Source organism: Neorhizobium sp. LMR1-1-1.1 (genome assembly GCF_040675795.1).
GTDB classification, from domain to species: Bacteria; Pseudomonadota; Alphaproteobacteria; order Rhizobiales; family Rhizobiaceae; genus Neorhizobium; species Neorhizobium cellulosilyticum.
In genome coordinates this window covers 692,159-710,857 of sequence record NZ_JBEGHE010000025.1, presented here as the reverse complement: position 1 = coordinate 710,857, position 18,699 = coordinate 692,159, and the positions used below count along the sequence as shown (strand labels likewise).

The following is an 18,699-nucleotide window of genomic DNA, read 5'->3' as shown; positions in this document are numbered from 1 at the left end:
ACGATATGTCTCTGGGCATCACATCGTCAGATATCAAAAGGCCCGCCACAGACGCGGGCCTTTTCGACTTAGCATTCACAAACTTCGCAGTGACCGAATTCGCACCGGCGAAAATCAATCTGGCGCTGCATGCGGTCGGCCAGCGCGCCGACGGGTATCACCTGCTCGACAGTATCGTGAGCTTTACCGCTGATGCAGACGATGCGACGGCAGGTGCGCCCGCCGGAGACAGGCTGGGTTTTACGCTTTCCAAAAAGGATGCATTTTCGATTTCCGGCCGGTTCGGCGAAGGGCTTTCGCCTGATCCGGATGCGGCCCAGCAGAACCTCGTGCTCAAGGCTCGCGATATCCTGCGCATTGCGCTTGACGCAAAAGGCATTGCCGCGCCGCCGGTTGCCATCCATCTGCAAAAGAACCTGCCGATCGCCTCTGGCATCGGCGGCGGATCGGCCGATGCGGCAGCAACCCTACGCGGTCTTTTACGCCTGTGGGATGCACAGATCAGCGAGCCGGAACTTTCGGCGCTTGCGCTTTCACTCGGCGCCGATGTGCCCATGTGCCTGAAAAGCCGGCCGCTTGCCGCAAGAGGCATAGGTGAGGACATCACCATGCTCGATACCATGCCGTCTTTCGCCATCGTGCTTGGCAACCCGCTTCGCGGCGTCTCGACACCCGATATCTTTCGGCGGCTGACGGAGAAGAACAATCCCGCCATTCCAGCCCTTACCGGAGACTGGCAAGCCGATCTCAGCGCCCTGCGCAACGATCTGGAGCCGCCGGCCCGCTCGCTTGTCAGCGAGATCGGCGAGCTTTCCGAACTGATTGCGGCGGAAGGCGCGTGGCTTGCCCGCATGTCCGGTTCCGGTGCGACATATTTCGGACTGTTTGAAACATCAGCCAAAGCGGTAAACGCTGCGAACAGTCTTCAGAGCAAGCGGCCAGACTGGTATTTCACAGCCGCACGGACCATCGGAGCGAAATAATGATCGGGATAGACGAAATGCGCAGCTTCATTCCGCTCGGCATCGCGGTTCTGACCGTCTCCGATACGCGCACACTCGAAGACGACAAGTCGGGCCAGACGCTTGTCGACCGCATCGAGGCGGCGGGGCATCTGCTGAAAGCCCGCGCCATCGTGACCGACGACTGCGAAAAGATCGCCGGACAGGTGACGGCCTGGACGCTCGACCCCGAGATCGATGTCGTCATCACCACCGGAGGCACCGGCTTTACCGGCCGCGACGTGACGCCGGAAGCGCTGGAACCGCTGTTCGAAAAGCGGATGGACGGATTTTCGGCGCTTTTTCACCGGATTTCCTATGACAAGATCGGCACATCGACGATCCAGTCGCGCGCCACGGGCGGCGTGCTCAATGCCACCTATATCTTCGTCATTCCCGGCTCGCCCGGCGCCTGCAAGGATGCCTGGGACGGGATATTGAAGGCGCAGCTCGACTATCGCCACATGCCCTGCAATTTCGTCGAAATCCTGCCGCGGCTGGATGAACATCTGAAGCGCACGAAAGGATGAAATTATCGGCTGCGGACAACCCAGGCCGGAATGAGCTGACTCATCAGCTTCGTCGCCTTGTGGCCCTTTGCCAGCGCTTCCAGGCTCATGCCCGATTTGGCGATCGCAATCGCGCTCTTCTTCGGCAGGATCAGCCCGTATTCCAGCGGAGGGACCGAACGCCCGATACGCTGGAAGAATGGCCGGCGGTAGTTGCGCGACGGCGAAAAGCGCGCCGGCTGCTTGTGGATCGCCAGATGCTCGATAACTTCCTCGATCCAGCCGCTTTGCGGACGCGCGCCTGCCTCTATGAAAAGCAGCCATTCGCCACGCGCGCTGCGCAAGACATCCTTGATGTCCCAGTGACTGTGAAACCGGCAGCCGGCAGCATCCGCCACACGGGACGAACCATCATGCGACGCGTGATCGAGCACGATCACGTCACTTACAAGTCCTTCCACAGCGGCAGTAACGAGGATCGAAAGCGTCTGAGCAAGCTCGGCTTCCTGGTCCCTGCATTCCATCAAAACAGTCAGCATTTCTGACCCTTAACCCATAGCTTGGGCAAAAGCCAGCAACGAACAAAGTTTGTTCTTGCAATGTTCTCATTTTGGCGATAGGAATTTAGTCATCGAGAACGGGAAGTGATCCCGTCAGGAGCCTTCAATGACCGAGCTGTCCCAACTGCGGCAGGGTGCGTTTGCGCCCGCCCATACGGCTGACATTGCCGATGCACTGGTCCAATCATCCGGGCTCAGGATCGAGATCGATCGGCGGCGCGGCAGAGGCGCCGGCCTGAACCCGAGCGGACGCTTCGAGGATGAACGCCGCGAGGCGTTCGACGATGGCTGGCAGACACTCGAGGAGCTCGAGCCGTTCCGCACGGAAGTGCAGATCGAGAAGCCGAAAACGGCGATTACCCGCAACGACAGCCCCGATATCGGTTTCGACCGGTCGATCAATCCCTATCGCGGCTGCGAGCATGGTTGCATCTATTGTTTTGCGAGGCCGAGCCACAGTTTCATGGGCCTTTCACCGGGGCTCGATTTCGAGGCTAAACTATTTGCCAAGCCGGACGTGCCGCGGCTTCTGGAACGGGAGCTGAGCAGGCCGGATTACAAGGTGCGGGCAATTGCGATCGGCACCAATACCGATCCCTATCAGCCGATTGAGCGGGAATGGCGGATCATGCGCCAGATCCTCGAAGTGCTGCAGAAGGCCAATCATCCGGTGGTGATCGTGACGAAGTCGGCGCTGGTCATGCGCGATATCGACATCCTTTCCGACATGGCCTCGAAAGGCCTCGCCAAAGTCGGGATTTCGGTGACGACACTGGATCGCAAGCTCGCCCGAACGATGGAACCCCGTGCCTCGACACCGGCCAAGCGGCTGGAAGCGATCAAGGCGCTGTCGGATGCCGGCATACCGACTGCGATCATGGCTTCGCCGATCATTCCGGCGCTGAACGACCATGAGATAGAACGAATTCTGGATGCCGGCCATGCGGCGGGTGCGACGGAAGCAAGCTACGTCCTGCTTCGCCTGCCGCTGGAAGTAAGCCCACTGTTTCGCGACTGGTTGCTGCGCAATTATCCGGATCGCTACCGGCATGTGATGTCGCTGATCCGCTCGATGCGGGGCGGCAAGGATTACGATGCCGAGTTCGGCAAGCGGATGAAGGGTGCCGGTCCCTATGCCTGGCAGATCGGCCGCCGTTTCGAAATGGCGACCAAGCGGCTTGGGCTCGGCCGGCGCGGCATGCATCTGCGCGACGACCTGTTCATCCGCCCCAACAGCGGCGGCATCCAGCTCTCGCTTCTTTAGAGGAAAGATCGCCGGCATGAGGACACGCAAGAAGGGAATCATCCACGAATGCCTGCACATTCTAAGCCAGATTTTCTTCAGTCCTCCGCATGTCGAGTTTCGTATCATTCATGCGCCTCCCGTGAGGCACGACATATTCAACTTCGTTCTCGGTAAGGTTTCCGCCCCCTTGCCCCGCCGAGAACATTGCCCCGAGCCCACCGCCATGAGCGCGGTGGAAAGCGAAGCCGCACTCGCTTTCGGGGCTTGCAGGAGATCGGGACGGCGTGCGAGCCTGCCGCCATGTTGGTTCACACGCCGCCCGATTCTCCGATGCTTTTCGATACTCCCCTCACCTGTGATTTCAGCCTAGAGCTTGCCGCCCGCGATGCCGGACACTGGCCGGTTGCAGGAACCGACGAGGCAGGCCGCGGGCCGCTCGCAGGTCCTGTGGTCGCCGCAGCGGTGATCCTCGACCCCGGTAATATCCCGGCCGGCCTCAACGATTCCAAGAAGTTGAGCCTGAAGCAGCGCGAAGCCCTGTTCGAAGCGATCATGGCGACCGCCCATGTGTCGATCGCCTCCTCCGGGCCGAAGCTGATCGACGAGATCAACATCTTGCGCGCCAGTCTCGACGCCATGCGCCGTGCCGTCGCCTTCCTTTCGGTCGTGCCCGCCCATGTGCTGGTCGATGGCCGCGATGTGCCCAAGGGGCTTTCCTGCTCGGGCACGGCCGTCATCAAGGGCGACAGTCGCTCCGTCTCCATCGCCGCCGCCTCGATCGTCGCCAAGGTGACGCGCGACCGGATGATGAACCGCGCCGGTTTGGTCTACCCGGCCTATGGCTTTGCCAAGCACGCCGGATACGGCACCAAGCAGCACCGCGACGCGATCATCGCCGACGGCCCCTGCCCGCTGCACAGGATGAGTTTTCGGCCGTTGAAGAAGGACGACTTTTTAGAATAGAGCGAACAGAACGCCGGGCGGTCTCGACGCATTGCCTGTTTGCCCTCATTGGCCGATGCTGCGCTTCTCCGGGCAACAGCAATCGTCCAAGGGTCAAGCAAGTAGGATGACTAGGAAACTCGTAAAGCGAATTATGCGCGCCGATCAGCTAAAGCGCATAAGTATATATAGGCGCACCGATGGACTGTTTTTCTATGTTGAGGAACAGGTATCGATGTGGGACGACTGCCCGCCGGCCTGGGTCGAAGAGCTAGTCTCCGGAATTTTTTATAGCACCGCCGAAGCAGTCATCGAAGCCCGGCAAGCTGTAGGCTGGCTCAGGCTTTCTGAAGAACGAGGTCAGGATCCGTCCAAAGAGCGCATCGTTGACAATTGGAGACCCATCGGAACAGTGGAGCACAATCTGCTGATGCATCTCCTTCGTGGCGACTTCCCCGGACGGCGTCAAATTCTCGATCAGATGCAGTCTGTAGAAGTCATGCGCATTGATCCGGAAGGAAGCTTGAAATTGCGCAGCAACGGCCCCTGGGCGGATGTTCGCGACAATGACTATCCATCGGATAGGGTTAGTGGGCGCATTCCGGTTGAAGGCTTCTATATGGATGACGTCGATGAAAGCGGCGCATTGGTCCACTTGCTGCTTCATGTCATCGACGGGAAAATAGATGAGCTTGAAATCTATAAAGAGGACGGCAGCCCGATCCTTATAGATCCTTATGAGATCGAACTCGATAGAATCTATTTCTACTAGGAGCCGGGAAGCTCTATCTTGAATTAGAGACTTGCCTACAGGCCATAATCAACGTCCGACATCTCGAAACAAAAAAGCCGGGTGTTTTCACCCGGCTTTTCAAATTCGAATTCTGAGCGAAGTCAGTTGAGGCGCGACTGGACCTTAGCGACGGCGTCCTTGAAGAGGGCGGTCTGGGTGGTCTTATCGGCCTTTGCGGCGATCACCTTGCCTGCGGCTTCGACAGCGATGTCGATGGCAGCGGACTTGACGGCGGTGATGGCGTCGGCTTCGGCCTGCTTGATTTTCTGTTCCGAAAGTGCGTTGCGGCGAGCAACAAATTCCTCGGTCTTCTGGCGGGCTTCCTCGGTCAGAAGAGCGGCTTCGCGTTCGGCGGCGGCCAACAGGGCTGCCGCTTCGGCCTCGGCTTCCTTGCGCTTCTTCTGGTATTCGGCGAGCAGAGCCTGGGCTTCCTCACGCAGGCGCTTTGCCTCGTCGAGTTCGCCGCGAATGTTATCGGCGCGCTTGTCCAGCGAACGGCCGACCATACCCGGAACCTTGATGTAGATCATCAGGCCGAGAAAGAGGACGAGACCGATAAGGGCCCAAAATGTTGCGTCCATGGATCAGGCTCCCGTCTTGGCAGCTGCGACAGCAGCCTTGATGTCGTCGCCGGTGGCCTTGCCGCCGATCAGCTGATCGACGATCGCGGTCGCGGTTTCTTCGGCAATCGCGCCCACTTCGGCAAAAGCCTTGGACTTGATTTCGCCGATGCGGGTTTCGGCTGCGGCGAGCTTGGCAGCAAGTTCCGCCTCGATCGCGGTGCGATCGGCAGCGGCCTTGGCCTTGGCGTCGTTGCGGGCAGCGTCAGCAATTCCGTTTGCCTTGGAACGGGCTTGAGCCAGTTCCTTTTCATAGGTCTCGACGGCAGCGTCAGCTTCGGCCTTCAGGCGGCCTGCCTCTTCGAGATCGCCGGCGATACGGCCCTTGCGATCTTCGATGATGCCGCCAACGCGCGGCATGATGACCTTCTGAATGACGAGATAGAAAAGGCCAAAGGTGATGGCGAGCCAGAGCAGCTGCGACGCGAAATGCGACGAGTCGAATGGCGGGAAACCCGCAGACTCGTGCTCTCCGCCGTGAGCGACGCCGGTTTCGGTATGAACCTCGCCTGCGGGCGCAGCAGGCGTTTCAGATGCGGCCGGCGCGGTCTGCGCGTATGCCGAGGTCACGAACATCATCACCTCCAGGTGAATTCCATATAAAGTGGATCACGGCTCACCGTTGCCGGCCGGCCGTGATCCTATCCTATGCCGCTAGACGATAAGTCTTAGACAGCGAACAGGAGAAGGAGAGCTACGAGCAGCGAGAAGATGCCCAGAGCTTCCGTAACGGCGAAGCCGAAAATCAGGCGGCCGAACTGGCCATCAGCAGCCGACGGGTTACGCAGAGCGCCCGACAGGTAGTTGCCGAAAATCGTGCCGAGGCCGATGCCTGCGCCACCCATGCCGAGGCAAGCGATACCTGCGCCGATGTACTTTGCTGCTTCCGCGTCCATGATGAACTCCTTCGAATGGTTTGTTGCGGCTTTGGACTGGTGCCCTCAAGCACCAACGACTTTATTTCTCAGTGACCGTCCGGATGCAGGGCATCGTTCAGGTACATGCATGTCAGGACTGCGAAGACGTAGGCCTGAAGGAATGCAACGAGAAATTCCAGACCGGTCAGAGCGACGGTCATGATGAGGGGCAGGATGGCCGTGCCAATGCCGAGCGCACCGAGTGCACCGAGCGAGGTCACGAAGCCTGCGAAAACCTTGAGCGTGATGTGGCCAGCCAGCATGTTGGCGAACAGACGAACCGAGAGGCTGATCGGGCGGGCGATGAAGGAGATGACCTCGATCAGAACAACCAGCGGCAGAAGCGCACCAGGAACGCCCGACGGCACGAAAAGCTTCAGGAAGCGAAGGCCATGCTTGGCAAAACCGTAGACCACGACGAGACCGACGACCAGGATCGACAGAGCGAAGGTGACGATGATCTGGCTGGTGACGGTGAAGAAGTAAGGGAACATGCCGATCAGGTTCGCAGTCAGGATGAACATGAACAGCGAAAAGACCAGCGGGAAGAATTTCATGCCGTGGCTGCCCGCCCCTTCTCGCAACATATTTGCGACGAATTCATAGGACATTTCGGCAACAGACTGCGCGCGGCCCGGGATCAGCGAGCGCTGCGAGGTCGAGAAATAGAGAAAGCCGGCTGCAATAGCGACCGTCGCAACCATGAACAGGGAAGCATTGGTGAAAGAGAAGTCGATGCCACCGATTTCAATCGGCACGATCGTGTTGATGTGGAACTGATGGATCGGATCGTTTGCCACCGTTTACCCTCTTTCGATGACCGCCCGCGCGGCCTGTTCACCAAGACGACCCGAGGTCGCCTCACTTCTTGTCTTCACTGCTCCGGCTTTCAAGGTGCGGCGGTTGAGCCACCATACCTACGGCGCGGAGCACACTTAGCACACCGGCACAAAAACCGAGGAGGACAAAAAGTATCATCCCCCAGGGTTTTGAGCCGATGGCCCAATCGATCAGATAGCCTATGACCCCGCCAACCGCGATGGCAGAGATGAATTCGGAGGAAATCTTCAATCCGAGCGCCATACCCTTGCGGCTGGCTTCCGATTGTCCGTTCTTCCGATCCTCTGCCGCGTCTTCGGCCTTTCTTTCAGCCAAGGCTGCAGAAAGGCGCTTCCGGCGCTCATCCAGACCATCATTAGGGTCGTCCATCGCATCCTCCATCACCGGCTCTCCCGCACGGCAAAGCCGTGCAACGGTTAGCGAGGGATTTCGCGCCTTCCGGCCCTCTTTCAAGTGCGCGCAACATAGTTTTCACCGCCTTGCTAGTCAAGGCGCTGAACAAGCTTGCCACAAGCGTTTTAAAGCTAATGAATTCATCGCCTTATAGCATAAGTGACGGGATAGTGGATAAAACTGTTGCGGGAATCGGCGGGCACTGGGGCGCTTGTATCAGCTCCAACCACCACCATAGGTTCTATAGAAGACGTGCAAACCGATGCGTCCCACCTTTTTCATCGTCTTCGCCCAGTTCGGCCGGACATAGGTGGCGTGATAATGTGTCGCAGAGCCAACCTCCGGCATCCAGATCTTGCCGGCGGTGACGGCCATGGCCACCTCACGCGCCGTCTTCCAATGATCCTGCGAACGTATCCGGTCCTTGATATTGTCGCAGGCGAAGGAAAACTGGCAGCGGTTTCGCCAATCCTCGTTCTGATAGACGACATCGCAGATGGTATCCGGATATGCTGGATTGCGCACCCGATTTAGGATGACCTGGGCAACCGCGGCCTGGCCGCGCACCGATTCGCCTCGCGCCTCGAAATAGATGCCGGATGCCAGGCACTGCTGCTGCTTGGGCGAAAAAGAATCGGCGGGCAGCGGGTTCGCCGCCCAGGCATGGTCCTCGGGACCGATCGGCGGGATAAACCTTCCCGCCTCGGGCTTCTTCAGGATTGCATCGAAGGGTGACTGGCGGGAGAAATCAGGGGCGGATGAAGCATAGGCGGTTGCCAGTATATCCGCATGATCGTTAGTCACGAGGCTGGCAATCATCGGCGGAAGACTCTTTTCCTTCACCTCATCCTTGCGGAAATAGAATTCGGCCACTTCGACCGGTTGCTGACTGGCCTGCTCGCCCCGGGCGACCTTGACGAAGGCGGTCATCTCGTCCTCGTCATCGACGGGCTTTGTCAACGAACTCGAACGATCGAGGATGGAGCCGGCAGAGAATGCCTTCGGCGGCAGCATCGGCATGACGGCAACGATGCGGCCCTTCTTTTCAGAGCGGTTGATGCGATCTTCGTCGGGCGTTCCCTCGCCCGTCTTGTCCTTGTCGGCCAACGCCACCCTGCGCCCGTCCGGCAACGCGATCCCGGCATCACCGCCGAGAACGTGCGAGCCGCCCGGAAAGGCAAGCGAGGCGGTGTGGAGCGAGCCCGCCGGTGACTGGGTGATCACCATCCGCCAGCTTTCCGACGGCCCGTTAACACCGGAAAGCATGTCAGTGAGGTCACCCTGAGAGGGTACGGAAGGAAAGGCTAGCCAGGCGGCAAAACCGAACAGAACCGGAGAGGCCAATCTGTCCCAACGCGGCAGGGACCTCTTACGCAGAACTCTTTTCGAACGCAAAACGGCAACTCCACAAGGTAACCATAGAAGCCCGCAAGAGAACGTGCGGGACAGCGACTATGCTTGAAGAGTGAATCATTAACCTTGATGAGCGGTTAACGCGCGAACGGAAAGCCTTGCGCCACAGCCTCCTTCAGCACACGCGCATTTAACAAAGACGTGAATATAGCCCCAAGGACACGCGGTAGAGGTGGTCCATTCCGCTCAGATGATGACGTGCGCACCGAGTTCGACCACACGGTTAGCCGGCAGATGGAAATAGTCTGATGGGTCGGTCGCAGCATTGGCCATGGCGATGTAGAGCCGGTCCTGCCACATGGGCATGCCCGATTCGGCATCCGGCACCAGCTTCCTCCGACCAAGATAAAACGAGGTCGACATGATGTCGAACTTGAAGCCGGTCTTGCGCAGATAGGCGAGCGCCTGCGAGACATTGTGCGACTGCATGAAGCCGAAGCGCAGTTCGATCACGGTGAAGCGCTCGGAGATTTTTTCCAAGCGATATCGCTCCTCGATCGAAACACGCGGCTTATTGACTGTACGAATGGTCAGGATGACGTTCTTTTCGTGCAGGACATGGTTGTGCTTGATGTTGTGCAGCAATGCGGCAGGTGCGGTTTCCGGATCGCTGGTCAGGAAGATGGCAATGCCGGGCACCGAAACCGGGGCATGATCCGACTTCTTCTCCACCATCGGCACGAAGGTATTAAGCGGCACATCGATGCGACGGGTCTTTTCGAAAAGGATCGCGGTGCCACGTTTCCAGGTCCACATGATGATGGTGAAAAACGCGGCCATCATCGCCGGCACCCAGCCGCCATCATGGATCTTCAGGAGATTGGCTCCAAGGAAAACCAGCTCGAAGGCGAGCAATGGCGCCAAAACCATAATCGCCACCGTCTGCGGCCAGTTCCAGCGAAGGCGGACGAATTCGAAAGCCATGAGCGTCGTGACCACCATCGCGCCGGTCACCGAGATGCCATAGGCGGTAGCGAGTGCTTCGGAGCTTTCGAAGCCGAGAACGAGCGCAATCACGCCGACAAGCAGCAGCGTGTTGACGCCGGGCAGGAAGATCTGCCCCGTATTGGTCTCCGAGGTGAAGAGGATCTGCATGCGCGGCAGGTAACCGAGATGGATCGCCTGGCGCACGAGCGAGAAAGCACCGGTAATCACCGCCTGGCTGGCAATGATCGTCGCGGCTGTCGCCAGAAGGATGACCGGGATCAGCGCCCATTCGGGAAACATCAGATAGAAGGGGTCGCTCATCGCTTCCGGATGCTGCAGCACCATGGCGCCCTGGCCTAGATAATTCAACGTCAGCGCAGGGTAAACCAGAAGGAACCAGGCCAACTGGATCGGCTTGCGACCGAAATGACCGAGATCGGCATAAAGCGCTTCAGCCCCGGTCACCGTCAGAAAGACAGCGCCAAGCACGACAATGCCGGCAAAGCCTTCGCGCAGCATGAATTCCATCGCGTACCAGGGGTTGAAGGCCTTCAGAATACTCAGATCATCGGCGATATGGACGAGCCCTATCGCACCCATGACGATGAACCAGAGCGCGGTAATCGGCCCGAAGAAACGTGACACCAGGGCGGTGCCCTTCGACTGTATGGCGAAAAGCGCAATCAGAATGACCACGGAAATGGGCAGAACCGCGCTATCCAGCTTCGGCGTGACCAGTTTCAAGCCCTCGACCGCGGACATGACGGAAAGCGCCGGCGTTATCATCGCATCGCCAAGGAAGAGAGCTGCGCCAATCAGGCCGAGCAGCATCAGCATGGCGCGCTGTCCATTGGCCGACTTGGTCAGAAGCGCCAGAAGCGAGAGCGTGCCGCCTTCACCGTCGTTATCGGCTCTAAGCAGAAAGATCACGTATTTCAGCGTAACGATGATCGTCAGGGTCCAGATCATCAGCGAGATCAGGCCGATGATTTCCATATGAGTGAGGCCGTCGCTGGCAACGGGTTTCAGCGCCTCGCGGAATGCATAAAGCGGGCTGGTGCCGATATCACCGTAAACGACGCCGACGGAGCCGAGGGTGAGTGCAAACAGGCTGTGAGTACGCGTCTTTTCGGCAGCGTGATGTTCAGCGGGGTGACCCATAGAGTGCCTGACTTCAGTCAGCCTTTCCAGAAGACGACGGACAATGAAACGGATAACGGCATGCGCAACAGAATGGACGGAACAGAGCGAACGAACTTCCGGACTAAGGTTAAAATAGGCAGACTATTTTTTGGCAGGTCGGGCCTTGATCACTCTCAATTTTTTGCCCGGAACCGGCCAGCGAACCGTCGCCGGCCAGCAAGCGAGGCGACGATGAAAGCGGCAATTGCCAAAATATAGGAGGCGGGGTGCCCCAGACAGTAGACGGAAAATGGCGCTTGGACGCCTTCTGCGCAAGGGCCTTGCGGCGATCGGCCACAAGCCCTCGCTGCATTAGGCGGTGACACCGCAAAAGAAAGCGCCAGAGCTGCGGTCGTCCTATTCGAAAACGATTGACGGTGCCTGGCGGCGCTTGCCTTGCGAAAGCTGCGCCCAGACTTTGGCGGCGATATCCTTGTAGATACCTGCAATCTGACTGTCCGGTTCGGCATGCACGATCGGCGTGCCGAGATCGGAACGTTCGCGAATATCCATCGTCAACGGCACTTCGCCGAGGAAGGGAACGCCGATGCGGTCGGCTTCCGCGCGGGCGCCGCCATGACCAAAGATGTCATAGCGCTTGCCGGTATCGGGGGCGAGGAAATAGCTCATGTTCTCGACGATGCCGAGAAGCGGGATTTCCACCTTGCGGAACATCGTCACGGCCTTGCGGGCATCGATCAATGCCAGGTCCTGCGGCGTGGACACGATCACCGCACCAGCGAGCGGCACCTGCTGGGCCATGGTCAGTTGCGCGTCGCCGGTGCCGGGCGGCATGTCGACGACGAGAACATCGAGATCGCCCCAGGCGACTTCACGCAGCATCTGCAGAAGCGCCGACTGGACCATGGGGCCGCGCCAGATCATCGCCGTTTCCTCATCGACGAGGAAACCCATCGACATGGCCTTGAGGCCATAGTTTTCCATCGGCTTGATCAGCCGGCCGTCGATCTGTTCGGGCCTGCCGGAAATCTTCAGGAGCCGTGGTACGGACGGTCCGTAGATATCCGCATCGAGAATGCCGACACGCAGGCCGTTCGCCTGCAGCCCAAGCGCAAAATTGACGGCAGTGGTGGATTTGCCGACGCCGCCCTTGCCGGATGCGACCGCGACGATCGCGCCAACACCGGGAACGCCGGCCTTCACGTTGCCCGGACCACGGGATGGACCGCCGGCGGGAGCATGGGCGTGCGAATGACCGTGAGCCGACGGGGCCGCAGCCTGCTGCGGTGCGGCGGACGCCTTTCGGTCCGCCGTCAATGTGACCAGCGCACCCTTGACGCCCGGCACGGACGTGACCGCCTTTTCGGCGGCCAGCCGCAAAGGCTCCAGTTCCTGAGCCTTATCTGCAGGCACGGTGATCGAAAAATAGACTTTGTTATCCGAGATGAAGACGTCCGACACCATGCCGCGGCTCACAAGGTCGCTTTCCAGATCCGGACTGCGAACCTTGCCGAGTGCTTCGAGCACCTGGGTTTTCGTTACATCCGGCATGTCTAGCTCCTGCTTGTCCTCAAGCGCATCCCGGCTTTTCGCCACGGCGCACATTCCTTGCTGCTATATAGGAGTTGCTGCCACATACCGGCAAGATGAATAAAGCCGCTGTCTGGATGGCAGCCAATGGGCGCTCGATCCGGACAGCGGCTTTTTTCTTGGTCGCGTCTCTTGGTACGCTTTTGAAGTCCCCTCTGGACCTATTTCTAAGCAAGCATGAAACGTGCCAGTCTGAAAGAGGGTATTTTAGCACTTTTTTGCAGTAATTTTCAGAACAAACGACGTATAAGACGGCATTCCGCACTGCAGCAAATAGGGTTCGCACATCATTTGTGCAGATTAGCGAAAGCCTATTTAATCAGCCCTATGCGCAAAGCCTTGGCCACAGCTTGAGTACGATTGACGGTATCCAGCTTTTTGGCGGCACGATTCAAGTAATGATTAACGGTATGTTCCGACAGGCCGAGGATATCGGCGATCTCGGCGCTTGTCTTGCCCGCTGCAGTCCAGGTCAGGCAATCGATCTCGCGATCCGTCAAAAGATCGGTCGCACGAACGTCCATGTTTCGGATTTCGGCAAGCCGGTCGAAGATATGGATCGCCGCAAAAGTCATTTCCATCAACTGCTGGCGATTCGGCTCGCTGCCCAAACCGCCGATCACGACCGCCCCCCTGGCTCCAGCCGGATCGTGGACCGGAATGCAAGCGCCGCGCACGATACCAAATCTGCCAAACACGGCAGCCATTTCCGGCGTTTCCGCATCGCGCTCAAGGTCGAAAGCGAATGGCACTGCGGAACGACGCAGCTGACGCACGACAAAGCTTGAGCGGATCATGCCTTCGCGATCGAAAAGCGAAACGAGTTCGGACGGCCAGTTATTGATGATAGCACTGCCGGACAGGCCCAACGCGGTTGCAGGCGGAAGGTTGAGAACCATGAAATTGCGAAAGCCGTAAAACTCCGCAAGCTTCTTGGTGAAACGGAAGACATCGAACTGGGTCTTCAAACCTGCAATCTCTTCGACATCGACGTCGAAGGTAATCAGGTTGGCGGCCGTTTCCGTTTTGGACATTTTCTAACTTCTCTGTTCCGAATGCGCAGGATTGGCGGCGCAAGCACACGAATCATTCAGGTGATTTTCGGAGATCGCTCATTGGGAGAAAAGGCAAAAGTTGCAATTTCCTTGCATTTCTTCCCGCATCGCGTGTCTTACAATATAGGAGCTTCCACTGCAGACTTAAAAGAGATGTTAATTTTTTCCGCCATCAACCGTTTTATCAATACTGACAGGTACTCGTCTTAACAGAGTTCTCGCGCAGGCGACACGAGGGTGCAGGTTATTAGCTGGGGATGACGCATATTGCGCGGCCGGTGTGGACAGGGACGCCGCAATATGGCGAATAGGCAGCCGCGAGAACATCACGGTATCCGGGAGGAAAAAGATGGCATCCGTTCATTCGTTCAAAGGCACGGTATTGTCTTCCAGCTTGTGCGAACTGGGTGAAGGGATCAGCTTCGAAGCCGAGACCAATACGCTGTGGTGGTGCAATATTCTCGGCAAGGCACTGCATGCCCTCGATATGGCAACCGGCATCGAGAGCATCCATCCGCTTCCAGTGATGGCGAGCGTCGTTGCGCGGATCGATGCCGACACACAACTGATCGGCAGCGACAAGGGGCTGTTCGTCCGCAACCGGGCAACCGGCGAACTCGCGCCGCATTGTGAACTTGAACCGGGCAATGACGGCAATCGTTCGAATGACGGGCGCGTACACCCCTCCGGCAGCCTCTGGATCGGTACGATGGGACGCACCGCTGCCGATGGTGCCGGCGCGATCTATCATGTCTCCCGAGGCGTGGTGAGGAGGATTTACGATGCAATCAGCATACCGAACTCCATCTGCTTTTCCCCCGATGCCGCAACAGCCTACTTCGTCGATACCCGCGGCAACCGGTTGATGAAAGTTGCGATCGATCCCTCAACCGGTCTTCCAGCGGGCCAGCCATCCGTCTTCATCGACGGCAGCGCGGATGCAGGCGGTATCGACGGGTCTATCTGCGATGCCAACGGCCATCTGTGGAATGCACGCTGGGGCGAAGCGGCGCTCGACCATTACAATGCCGCCGGAACCTTCATTCAGCGATATCAGCTGCCGGCCAGTAGAACGACTTGCCCCGCCTTTATCGGTAACGGCCGCATCGCTGTCACTTCCGCCTGGGAAGGGTTGGACGCTGCCGGCCGCGCGGCTGATGCGATGGCCGGAGCAACATTTGCGGTCGATACCGGCGCAGAGGCCAAATACGATCCCTCCTATCGCCTCTGACGACCGAGGCGCGTCTCAAATCAAGACGTTCTCAGCGTAAAAAAACAGCATTCGGGGAACCAATGCTGTCCCTGCTTGTTTCCCTATCGAGCCGCGGCCGTGACGACTTCCCGGTCAAGGCAGTGGTTTTATGTAACAATAACAAATGGAAAAGGCAGGAACACCATGAAGAAGACCTTTGGAGCACTTATTGCGGCCGCCCTCATGACGTCCACCGCCCTTGCGCCGGCATTCGCCCAGACAAACAATGCTACGCCGGCTACCCCTGCAGCACCGACGGCGCCGGCCGAGACCAATACGATGGCACCGGCAGCCGGCTCTGCGACCTCCGCTGCGGCTGATGCAGCCTATCTGACCCAGCAGTCGGAAACCCAGGTCAGCGCCAATGATTACATCGGCAAGCAGATCTATAACGCCGGCGACGAGAGCATCGGCAAGGTCAACGACCTGATCCTCGAAGAAAACGGCGGCATCGTCGCGGCGGTTGTCGGTGTCGGCGGCTTCCTCGGCATCGGTACCAAGGATGTCGCACTGCCGATGAGCAAGATCAGCATGACCCGCGACGCCGAGAAAAACGACGTACGCCTGACGACGACTGAAACGGCCGAAGCGCTTCAGTCCGCCCCGGAATTCAAGACTCTGGACGACAAGCAGGCTGCGACGGACGCAACCACGACATCGTCCACGACTACGACGCCGGCCACGCCGGCAGCCCCCGCAACGGGTGGCGATACAAACTCGTCGACGGCGACGAAGCCTTAAAGCTTGAAGCCCGGAACGAGCCATCCGCCACGTGTGATGCGATGAGAATGACAGAGGGCGGTGCCGCGGCGCCGCCCTTTCGTCGATCTAGAGAAGGGAACAGAGCCGTAATGCGTCATAGATGGCCGCATGGATGTTGCGGCTCGATACGGCATCGCCGATCCTGACGAGGTCGAAAGTGGCATCTTCAAGCTTGAGAGGCAGCGGGACGCGGCGGTCGATCAGGGCGCGGTAATCCACCGCTCCAAGATTTTTCGACAATGGCTTCAATGCAAGAAACAAGTCGGCATTGGCCGCGGTGCCGTGTTCCACCACCACCTGACCGACCTGACGCTCAACAGTCGCGGGCGAGTAATCCGAACCGAGAACGGCCGTCAGGCCATTGCCATTGCGCCGCACGGATTTAAGCCGTGTGTTGATCGTGACCTTTACGTTCTTGTCCGCGAAGTTCTTTGCATAGGGCACATGGTTCATGCCGCCCATTTCCGGGGCGAAAAAACGCTCGGGGGAGACCAGTTCCAGCTCCGCGCCGCTTGATGCGATAACTTCGGCCGCGCTCATGCCCGGATGGCCGCCATTGTCGTCGAAAAGAAGAACCGAAGCTTGAGGCTTTGCGGTACCCGCGAGGATATCCCAGCTCGAGGTAACCAGATCCTCACCCTCCTCCAGCTCGGGCAATTGCGCGAAACCTCCTGTCGCGACAACAACAAGGTCGGGATAGAGCGACATGACGTCATCCGCCTCGGCGTAGATGTCGTAACGGATTTCCACACCGAGACGTTCGAGTTCCGACAGGCGCCAATCGATAATGCCGATCATTTCGCGCCGGCGGGGATTGCGGATGAGAAGATTGATCTGGCCGCCGGCCTCTCCCGTGGCTTCGAGCACTGTCACCGAATGCCCCCGTTCTGCCAGAACCCGCGCCGCCTCCAGCCCTGCCGGACCGGCGCCGACGACAACGGCGCGCCTTACCTCATGTGCAGGAACGATATCATGAGATATCAGCGCCTCGCGGCCGGTCGCCGCATTGTGGATACAGAGCGCCTCGCCGCCTTCGTAAATCCTGTCCAAACAGTAGGTCGCACCGACACAGGGGCGGATACGCGCCTCCTCTCCGCGCATGATCTTCTGGACGATATGCGGATCGGCGATATGGGCGCGGGTCATGCCGACCATATCGAGCTTGCCGTCCGCGATCGCGTGGCGGGCGGTTGCAACGTCGGCGATGCGGGCCGCGTGAAAGACCGGGAATTTCGTCGCCGCCCTCACCTCGCCGGCAAAATCCAGATGCGGCGACGCGCGCATGCCCTGGATCGGGATGACATTGTTGAGATCGGCATCGTGATCGATATGGCCTCTTATGACATTGAGGAAATCGACATTACCGGAGGCGACCAGCCGCCTTGCGATCTCGATCCCCTCTTCGCGTGAAAGGCCCTTCTCCCAGTCCTCGTCCGTCACCAGCCTAATGCCGACGATGAAATCCGGTCCCACCGACTTTCGGACAGCCTTCAGCACCATGTCGGAAAAGCGCATGCGGTTTTCCAGCGAACCGCCAAACTCATCCTCCCGCTTGTTTGTGGCGGGCGACCAGAACTGGTCGATCAGATGGCCGTAGGCCTCGATCTCGATCCCATCGAGACCGCCTTCCTTCATGCGAGCAGCGGCATCGGCATAGTCGGCGACGATCCGCTCGATATCCCAGTCCTCCATTTCCTTCGGGAAAGCGCGGTGGGCAGGTTCGCGGATCGGAGAGGGTGCGAGGACCGGAAGCCAGTTGCCCTTGTTCCAGTTGGTGCGCCGGCCGAGATGGGTAAGCTGGATCATCACCGCCGTGCCAAGCTCATGACAGTCGTCGGTCAACCGCTTCAGCCACGGAACGATCTCGTCCTTGTAGGCGAGCAGATTGCCGAAGGCGGGCGGGCTGTCGACCGAAACGCTGGCCGACCCCGCCGTCATCGTCATGGCGATACCGCCCTTGGCCTTTTCCAGATGATAGAGCCGATAGCGATCCTTAGGCATCCCGTCTTCCGAATAGGCCGGTTCATGGGCTGTCGACATAATGCGGTTTTTCAGCGTCAGATGCCTGAGCTGAAACGGCTGTAGCAGCGGATCGTTGGACATCGAAATGGCGCACTCTCGTTCGGTCGAGAGGGGATCATCGCCGAGGAGCGGGCTTCCCGCGACAATCAGAAGCGCCGCGGGATGTCTGTAAAACGGCAATTGCCGTCATGAGCTACGGTTGTTAGAAAATTCGTGATTATTTGTGCGAGCCCAATTATGAACTCTATCGATCAAGAGCGAGCATTTTCTGATAAGATCGACTGCAAATTTCCATACCTAGATACTTCCAAGGCTACGGCACTCGTCGCGGAAGCATTGTCCATTTCCCCAAATGCCGCATTTTGTGTGCTGTACGAAATCCTCGCCCCGCCACATTCGGAAAAGGTGCCAAAACAAAGACAGCGGGAATTGCTGGCCACCTGGAGTGAGCTTGCGAGTTTTCCCCTTGCTGTTCCCATCTCAAACATGGCCAGTCACGTGATTGATGGTAGAGAAGTGTCCACAAAACAGGCGCTAAACTTGATGCGCGAAGCAGCGGCAATCCAAGGACAATACGCGGCTTTAACGGTGATATCTCACCTCGCATATGCGGGAAATGAAAACCTCGACTGTGATGCGGTGGATACTTTGGAGCGAGAAATTCGGATGCGATGGGATGCGTCTATATAACCACACCGGATCGAACCCTGCCTT

At 58.6% G+C, this 18,699-nt stretch carries 19 protein-coding genes; 8 read left to right on the top strand and 11 right to left on the bottom strand.

The genetic code is table 11. The features are described from left to right. The first annotated feature begins 5 nt into the window (after window positions 1-5). On the top strand, window positions 6-983 hold the full coding sequence (locus tag MRBLMR1_RS16525; RefSeq protein ID WP_148142927.1) for a 4-(cytidine 5'-diphospho)-2-C-methyl-D-erythritol kinase: 978 nt from the start codon (window positions 6-8) through the stop codon (window positions 981-983). Beyond that, the gene (gene moaB / locus MRBLMR1_RS16520) at window positions 983-1,531 is read left to right on the top strand and encodes a molybdenum cofactor biosynthesis protein B (RefSeq protein ID WP_183684977.1); all 549 of its coding nucleotides are present in this window, start codon (window positions 983-985) and stop codon (window positions 1,529-1,531) included. Before MRBLMR1_RS16525 ends, moaB begins: the two co-directional genes overlap by 1 nt. 2 nt (window positions 1,532-1,533) lie before the next feature. On the opposite strand, the gene MRBLMR1_RS16515 is transcribed toward moaB, so the two are convergent. Continuing rightward, window positions 1,534-2,049 (bottom strand): glycosyl transferase, encoded by a 516-nt coding sequence (locus MRBLMR1_RS16515; RefSeq protein WP_148142886.1) that lies wholly within the window; start codon window positions 2,047-2,049, stop codon window positions 1,534-1,536. A 127-nt stretch (window positions 2,050-2,176) separates the two neighbouring features. On the opposite strand from MRBLMR1_RS16515, the gene MRBLMR1_RS16510 reads away from it, so the two are divergent. The 3 genes from MRBLMR1_RS16510 to MRBLMR1_RS16500 all read left to right on the top strand — a co-directional run bounded on the left by MRBLMR1_RS16510 (window position 2,177) and on the right by MRBLMR1_RS16500 (window position 5,030). Continuing rightward, complete coding sequence (locus MRBLMR1_RS16510; protein WP_148142887.1) at window positions 2,177-3,334, top strand: PA0069 family radical SAM protein; 1,158 nt, start codon at window positions 2,177-2,179, stop codon at window positions 3,332-3,334. A 282-nt stretch (window positions 3,335-3,616) separates the two neighbouring features. Further along, window positions 3,617-4,279 (top strand): ribonuclease HII, encoded by a 663-nt coding sequence (gene rnhB, locus MRBLMR1_RS16505; protein ID WP_148142888.1) that lies wholly within the window; start codon window positions 3,617-3,619, stop codon window positions 4,277-4,279. Window positions 4,280-4,493: 214 nt separating this feature from the next. After that, on the top strand, window positions 4,494-5,030 hold the full coding sequence (locus tag MRBLMR1_RS16500; protein ID WP_500065302.1) for a DUF6984 family protein: 537 nt from the start codon (window positions 4,494-4,496) through the stop codon (window positions 5,028-5,030). A gap of 122 nt (window positions 5,031-5,152) precedes the next feature. Here the strand turns inward: MRBLMR1_RS16500 and MRBLMR1_RS16495 are convergent, their stop codons facing one another. The 9 genes from MRBLMR1_RS16495 to MRBLMR1_RS16455 form a co-directional block, all read right to left on the bottom strand. Then, a complete protein-coding gene (locus tag MRBLMR1_RS16495; protein ID WP_148142889.1) occupies window positions 5,153-5,632 on the bottom strand; it encodes a F0F1 ATP synthase subunit B in 480 nt (159 codons plus the stop codon). A gap of 3 nt (window positions 5,633-5,635) precedes the next feature. Next, the gene (locus MRBLMR1_RS16490; protein ID WP_148142890.1) at window positions 5,636-6,247 is read right to left on the bottom strand and encodes a F0F1 ATP synthase subunit B; all 612 of its coding nucleotides are present in this window, start codon (window positions 6,245-6,247) and stop codon (window positions 5,636-5,638) included. 92 nt (window positions 6,248-6,339) lie between these two features. After that, window positions 6,340-6,567: a F0F1 ATP synthase subunit C gene (locus MRBLMR1_RS16485; protein ID WP_112455014.1), complete on the bottom strand. Its 228-nt coding sequence runs from the start codon at window positions 6,565-6,567 to the stop codon at window positions 6,340-6,342. A 68-nt stretch (window positions 6,568-6,635) separates the two neighbouring features. Continuing rightward, window positions 6,636-7,388 carry a F0F1 ATP synthase subunit A gene (locus MRBLMR1_RS16480; RefSeq protein ID WP_148142891.1) on the bottom strand — a complete coding sequence of 251 codons (753 nt, stop codon included), beginning with the start codon at window positions 7,386-7,388 and terminating at the stop codon, window positions 6,636-6,638. A 61-nt stretch (window positions 7,389-7,449) separates the two neighbouring features. After that, window positions 7,450-7,809 (bottom strand): AtpZ/AtpI family protein, encoded by a 360-nt coding sequence (locus MRBLMR1_RS16475; protein WP_500065299.1) that lies wholly within the window; start codon window positions 7,807-7,809, stop codon window positions 7,450-7,452. Window positions 7,810-8,037: 228 nt separating this feature from the next. Continuing rightward, window positions 8,038-9,216, bottom strand: a complete 1,179-nt coding sequence (locus MRBLMR1_RS16470) for a cell wall hydrolase (protein ID WP_148142892.1) — start codon at window positions 9,214-9,216, stop codon at window positions 8,038-8,040. 204 nt (window positions 9,217-9,420) lie between these two features. Then, window positions 9,421-11,322 (bottom strand): potassium transporter Kup, encoded by a 1,902-nt coding sequence (locus MRBLMR1_RS16465; RefSeq protein WP_148142893.1) that lies wholly within the window; start codon window positions 11,320-11,322, stop codon window positions 9,421-9,423. Between the two features lie 378 nt (window positions 11,323-11,700). After that, window positions 11,701-12,855, bottom strand: a complete 1,155-nt coding sequence (locus MRBLMR1_RS16460; protein ID WP_148142930.1) for an Mrp/NBP35 family ATP-binding protein — start codon at window positions 12,853-12,855, stop codon at window positions 11,701-11,703. A 350-nt stretch (window positions 12,856-13,205) separates the two neighbouring features. Then, window positions 13,206-13,928: a helix-turn-helix transcriptional regulator gene (locus MRBLMR1_RS16455; protein ID WP_148142894.1), complete on the bottom strand. Its 723-nt coding sequence runs from the start codon at window positions 13,926-13,928 to the stop codon at window positions 13,206-13,208. A gap of 370 nt (window positions 13,929-14,298) precedes the next feature. Here MRBLMR1_RS16455 and MRBLMR1_RS16450 point away from each other — a divergent pair, with 370 nt between their 5' ends. Both MRBLMR1_RS16450 and MRBLMR1_RS16445 read left to right on the top strand, forming a co-directional pair. Further along, on the top strand, window positions 14,299-15,180 hold the full coding sequence (locus tag MRBLMR1_RS16450; protein WP_500065296.1) for an SMP-30/gluconolactonase/LRE family protein: 882 nt from the start codon (window positions 14,299-14,301) through the stop codon (window positions 15,178-15,180). A gap of 165 nt (window positions 15,181-15,345) precedes the next feature. Continuing rightward, window positions 15,346-15,942, top strand: a complete 597-nt coding sequence (locus MRBLMR1_RS16445) for a PRC-barrel domain-containing protein (protein WP_148142896.1) — start codon at window positions 15,346-15,348, stop codon at window positions 15,940-15,942. A gap of 87 nt (window positions 15,943-16,029) precedes the next feature. Here MRBLMR1_RS16445 and MRBLMR1_RS16440 read toward each other — a convergent pair whose 3' ends face one another. Further along, window positions 16,030-18,066 (bottom strand): oxidoreductase, encoded by a 2,037-nt coding sequence (locus MRBLMR1_RS16440; RefSeq protein ID WP_500065294.1) that lies wholly within the window; start codon window positions 18,064-18,066, stop codon window positions 16,030-16,032. A gap of 156 nt (window positions 18,067-18,222) precedes the next feature. Here MRBLMR1_RS16440 and MRBLMR1_RS16435 point away from each other — a divergent pair, with 156 nt between their 5' ends. Further along, window positions 18,223-18,675 carry a protein kinase family protein gene (locus MRBLMR1_RS16435; protein ID WP_148142898.1) on the top strand — a complete coding sequence of 151 codons (453 nt, stop codon included), beginning with the start codon at window positions 18,223-18,225 and terminating at the stop codon, window positions 18,673-18,675. The last annotated feature ends 24 nt before the right edge of the window (window positions 18,676-18,699 follow it).

What these genes read in the sequence shown, in the direction of transcription:
- MRBLMR1_RS16525 (WP_148142927.1), top strand. Translation starts at nt 6, where the DNA reads ATGTCTCTGGGCATCACATCGTCAGATATCAAAAGGCCCGCCACAGAC.
- MRBLMR1_RS16445 (WP_148142896.1), top strand. Translation starts at nt 15,346, where the DNA reads ATGAAGAAGACCTTTGGAGCACTTATTGCGGCCGCCCTCATGACGTCC.
- rnhB (WP_148142888.1), top strand. Translation starts at nt 3,617, where the DNA reads ATGTTGGTTCACACGCCGCCCGATTCTCCGATGCTTTTCGATACTCCC.
- MRBLMR1_RS16450 (WP_500065296.1), top strand. Translation starts at nt 14,299, where the DNA reads ATGGCATCCGTTCATTCGTTCAAAGGCACGGTATTGTCTTCCAGCTTG.
- MRBLMR1_RS16465 (WP_148142893.1), bottom strand. Translation starts at nt 11,322, where the DNA reads ATGGGTCACCCCGCTGAACATCACGCTGCCGAAAAGACGCGTACTCAC.
- MRBLMR1_RS16490 (WP_148142890.1), bottom strand. Translation starts at nt 6,247, where the DNA reads ATGTTCGTGACCTCGGCATACGCGCAGACCGCGCCGGCCGCATCTGAA.
- MRBLMR1_RS16455 (WP_148142894.1), bottom strand. Translation starts at nt 13,928, where the DNA reads ATGTCCAAAACGGAAACGGCCGCCAACCTGATTACCTTCGACGTCGAT.
- MRBLMR1_RS16495 (WP_148142889.1), bottom strand. Translation starts at nt 5,632, where the DNA reads ATGGACGCAACATTTTGGGCCCTTATCGGTCTCGTCCTCTTTCTCGGC.
- moaB (WP_183684977.1), top strand. Translation starts at nt 983, where the DNA reads ATGATCGGGATAGACGAAATGCGCAGCTTCATTCCGCTCGGCATCGCG.
- MRBLMR1_RS16460 (WP_148142930.1), bottom strand. Translation starts at nt 12,855, where the DNA reads ATGCCGGATGTAACGAAAACCCAGGTGCTCGAAGCACTCGGCAAGGTT.
- MRBLMR1_RS16475 (WP_500065299.1), bottom strand. Translation starts at nt 7,809, where the DNA reads ATGGAGGATGCGATGGACGACCCTAATGATGGTCTGGATGAGCGCCGG.
- MRBLMR1_RS16515 (WP_148142886.1), bottom strand. Translation starts at nt 2,049, where the DNA reads ATGCTGACTGTTTTGATGGAATGCAGGGACCAGGAAGCCGAGCTTGCT.
- MRBLMR1_RS16435 (WP_148142898.1), top strand. Translation starts at nt 18,223, where the DNA reads ATGAACTCTATCGATCAAGAGCGAGCATTTTCTGATAAGATCGACTGC.
- MRBLMR1_RS16440 (WP_500065294.1), bottom strand. Translation starts at nt 18,066, where the DNA reads ATGTCCAACGATCCGCTGCTACAGCCGTTTCAGCTCAGGCATCTGACG.
- MRBLMR1_RS16500 (WP_500065302.1), top strand. Translation starts at nt 4,494, where the DNA reads ATGTGGGACGACTGCCCGCCGGCCTGGGTCGAAGAGCTAGTCTCCGGA.
- MRBLMR1_RS16485 (WP_112455014.1), bottom strand. Translation starts at nt 6,567, where the DNA reads ATGGACGCGGAAGCAGCAAAGTACATCGGCGCAGGTATCGCTTGCCTC.
- MRBLMR1_RS16510 (WP_148142887.1), top strand. Translation starts at nt 2,177, where the DNA reads ATGACCGAGCTGTCCCAACTGCGGCAGGGTGCGTTTGCGCCCGCCCAT.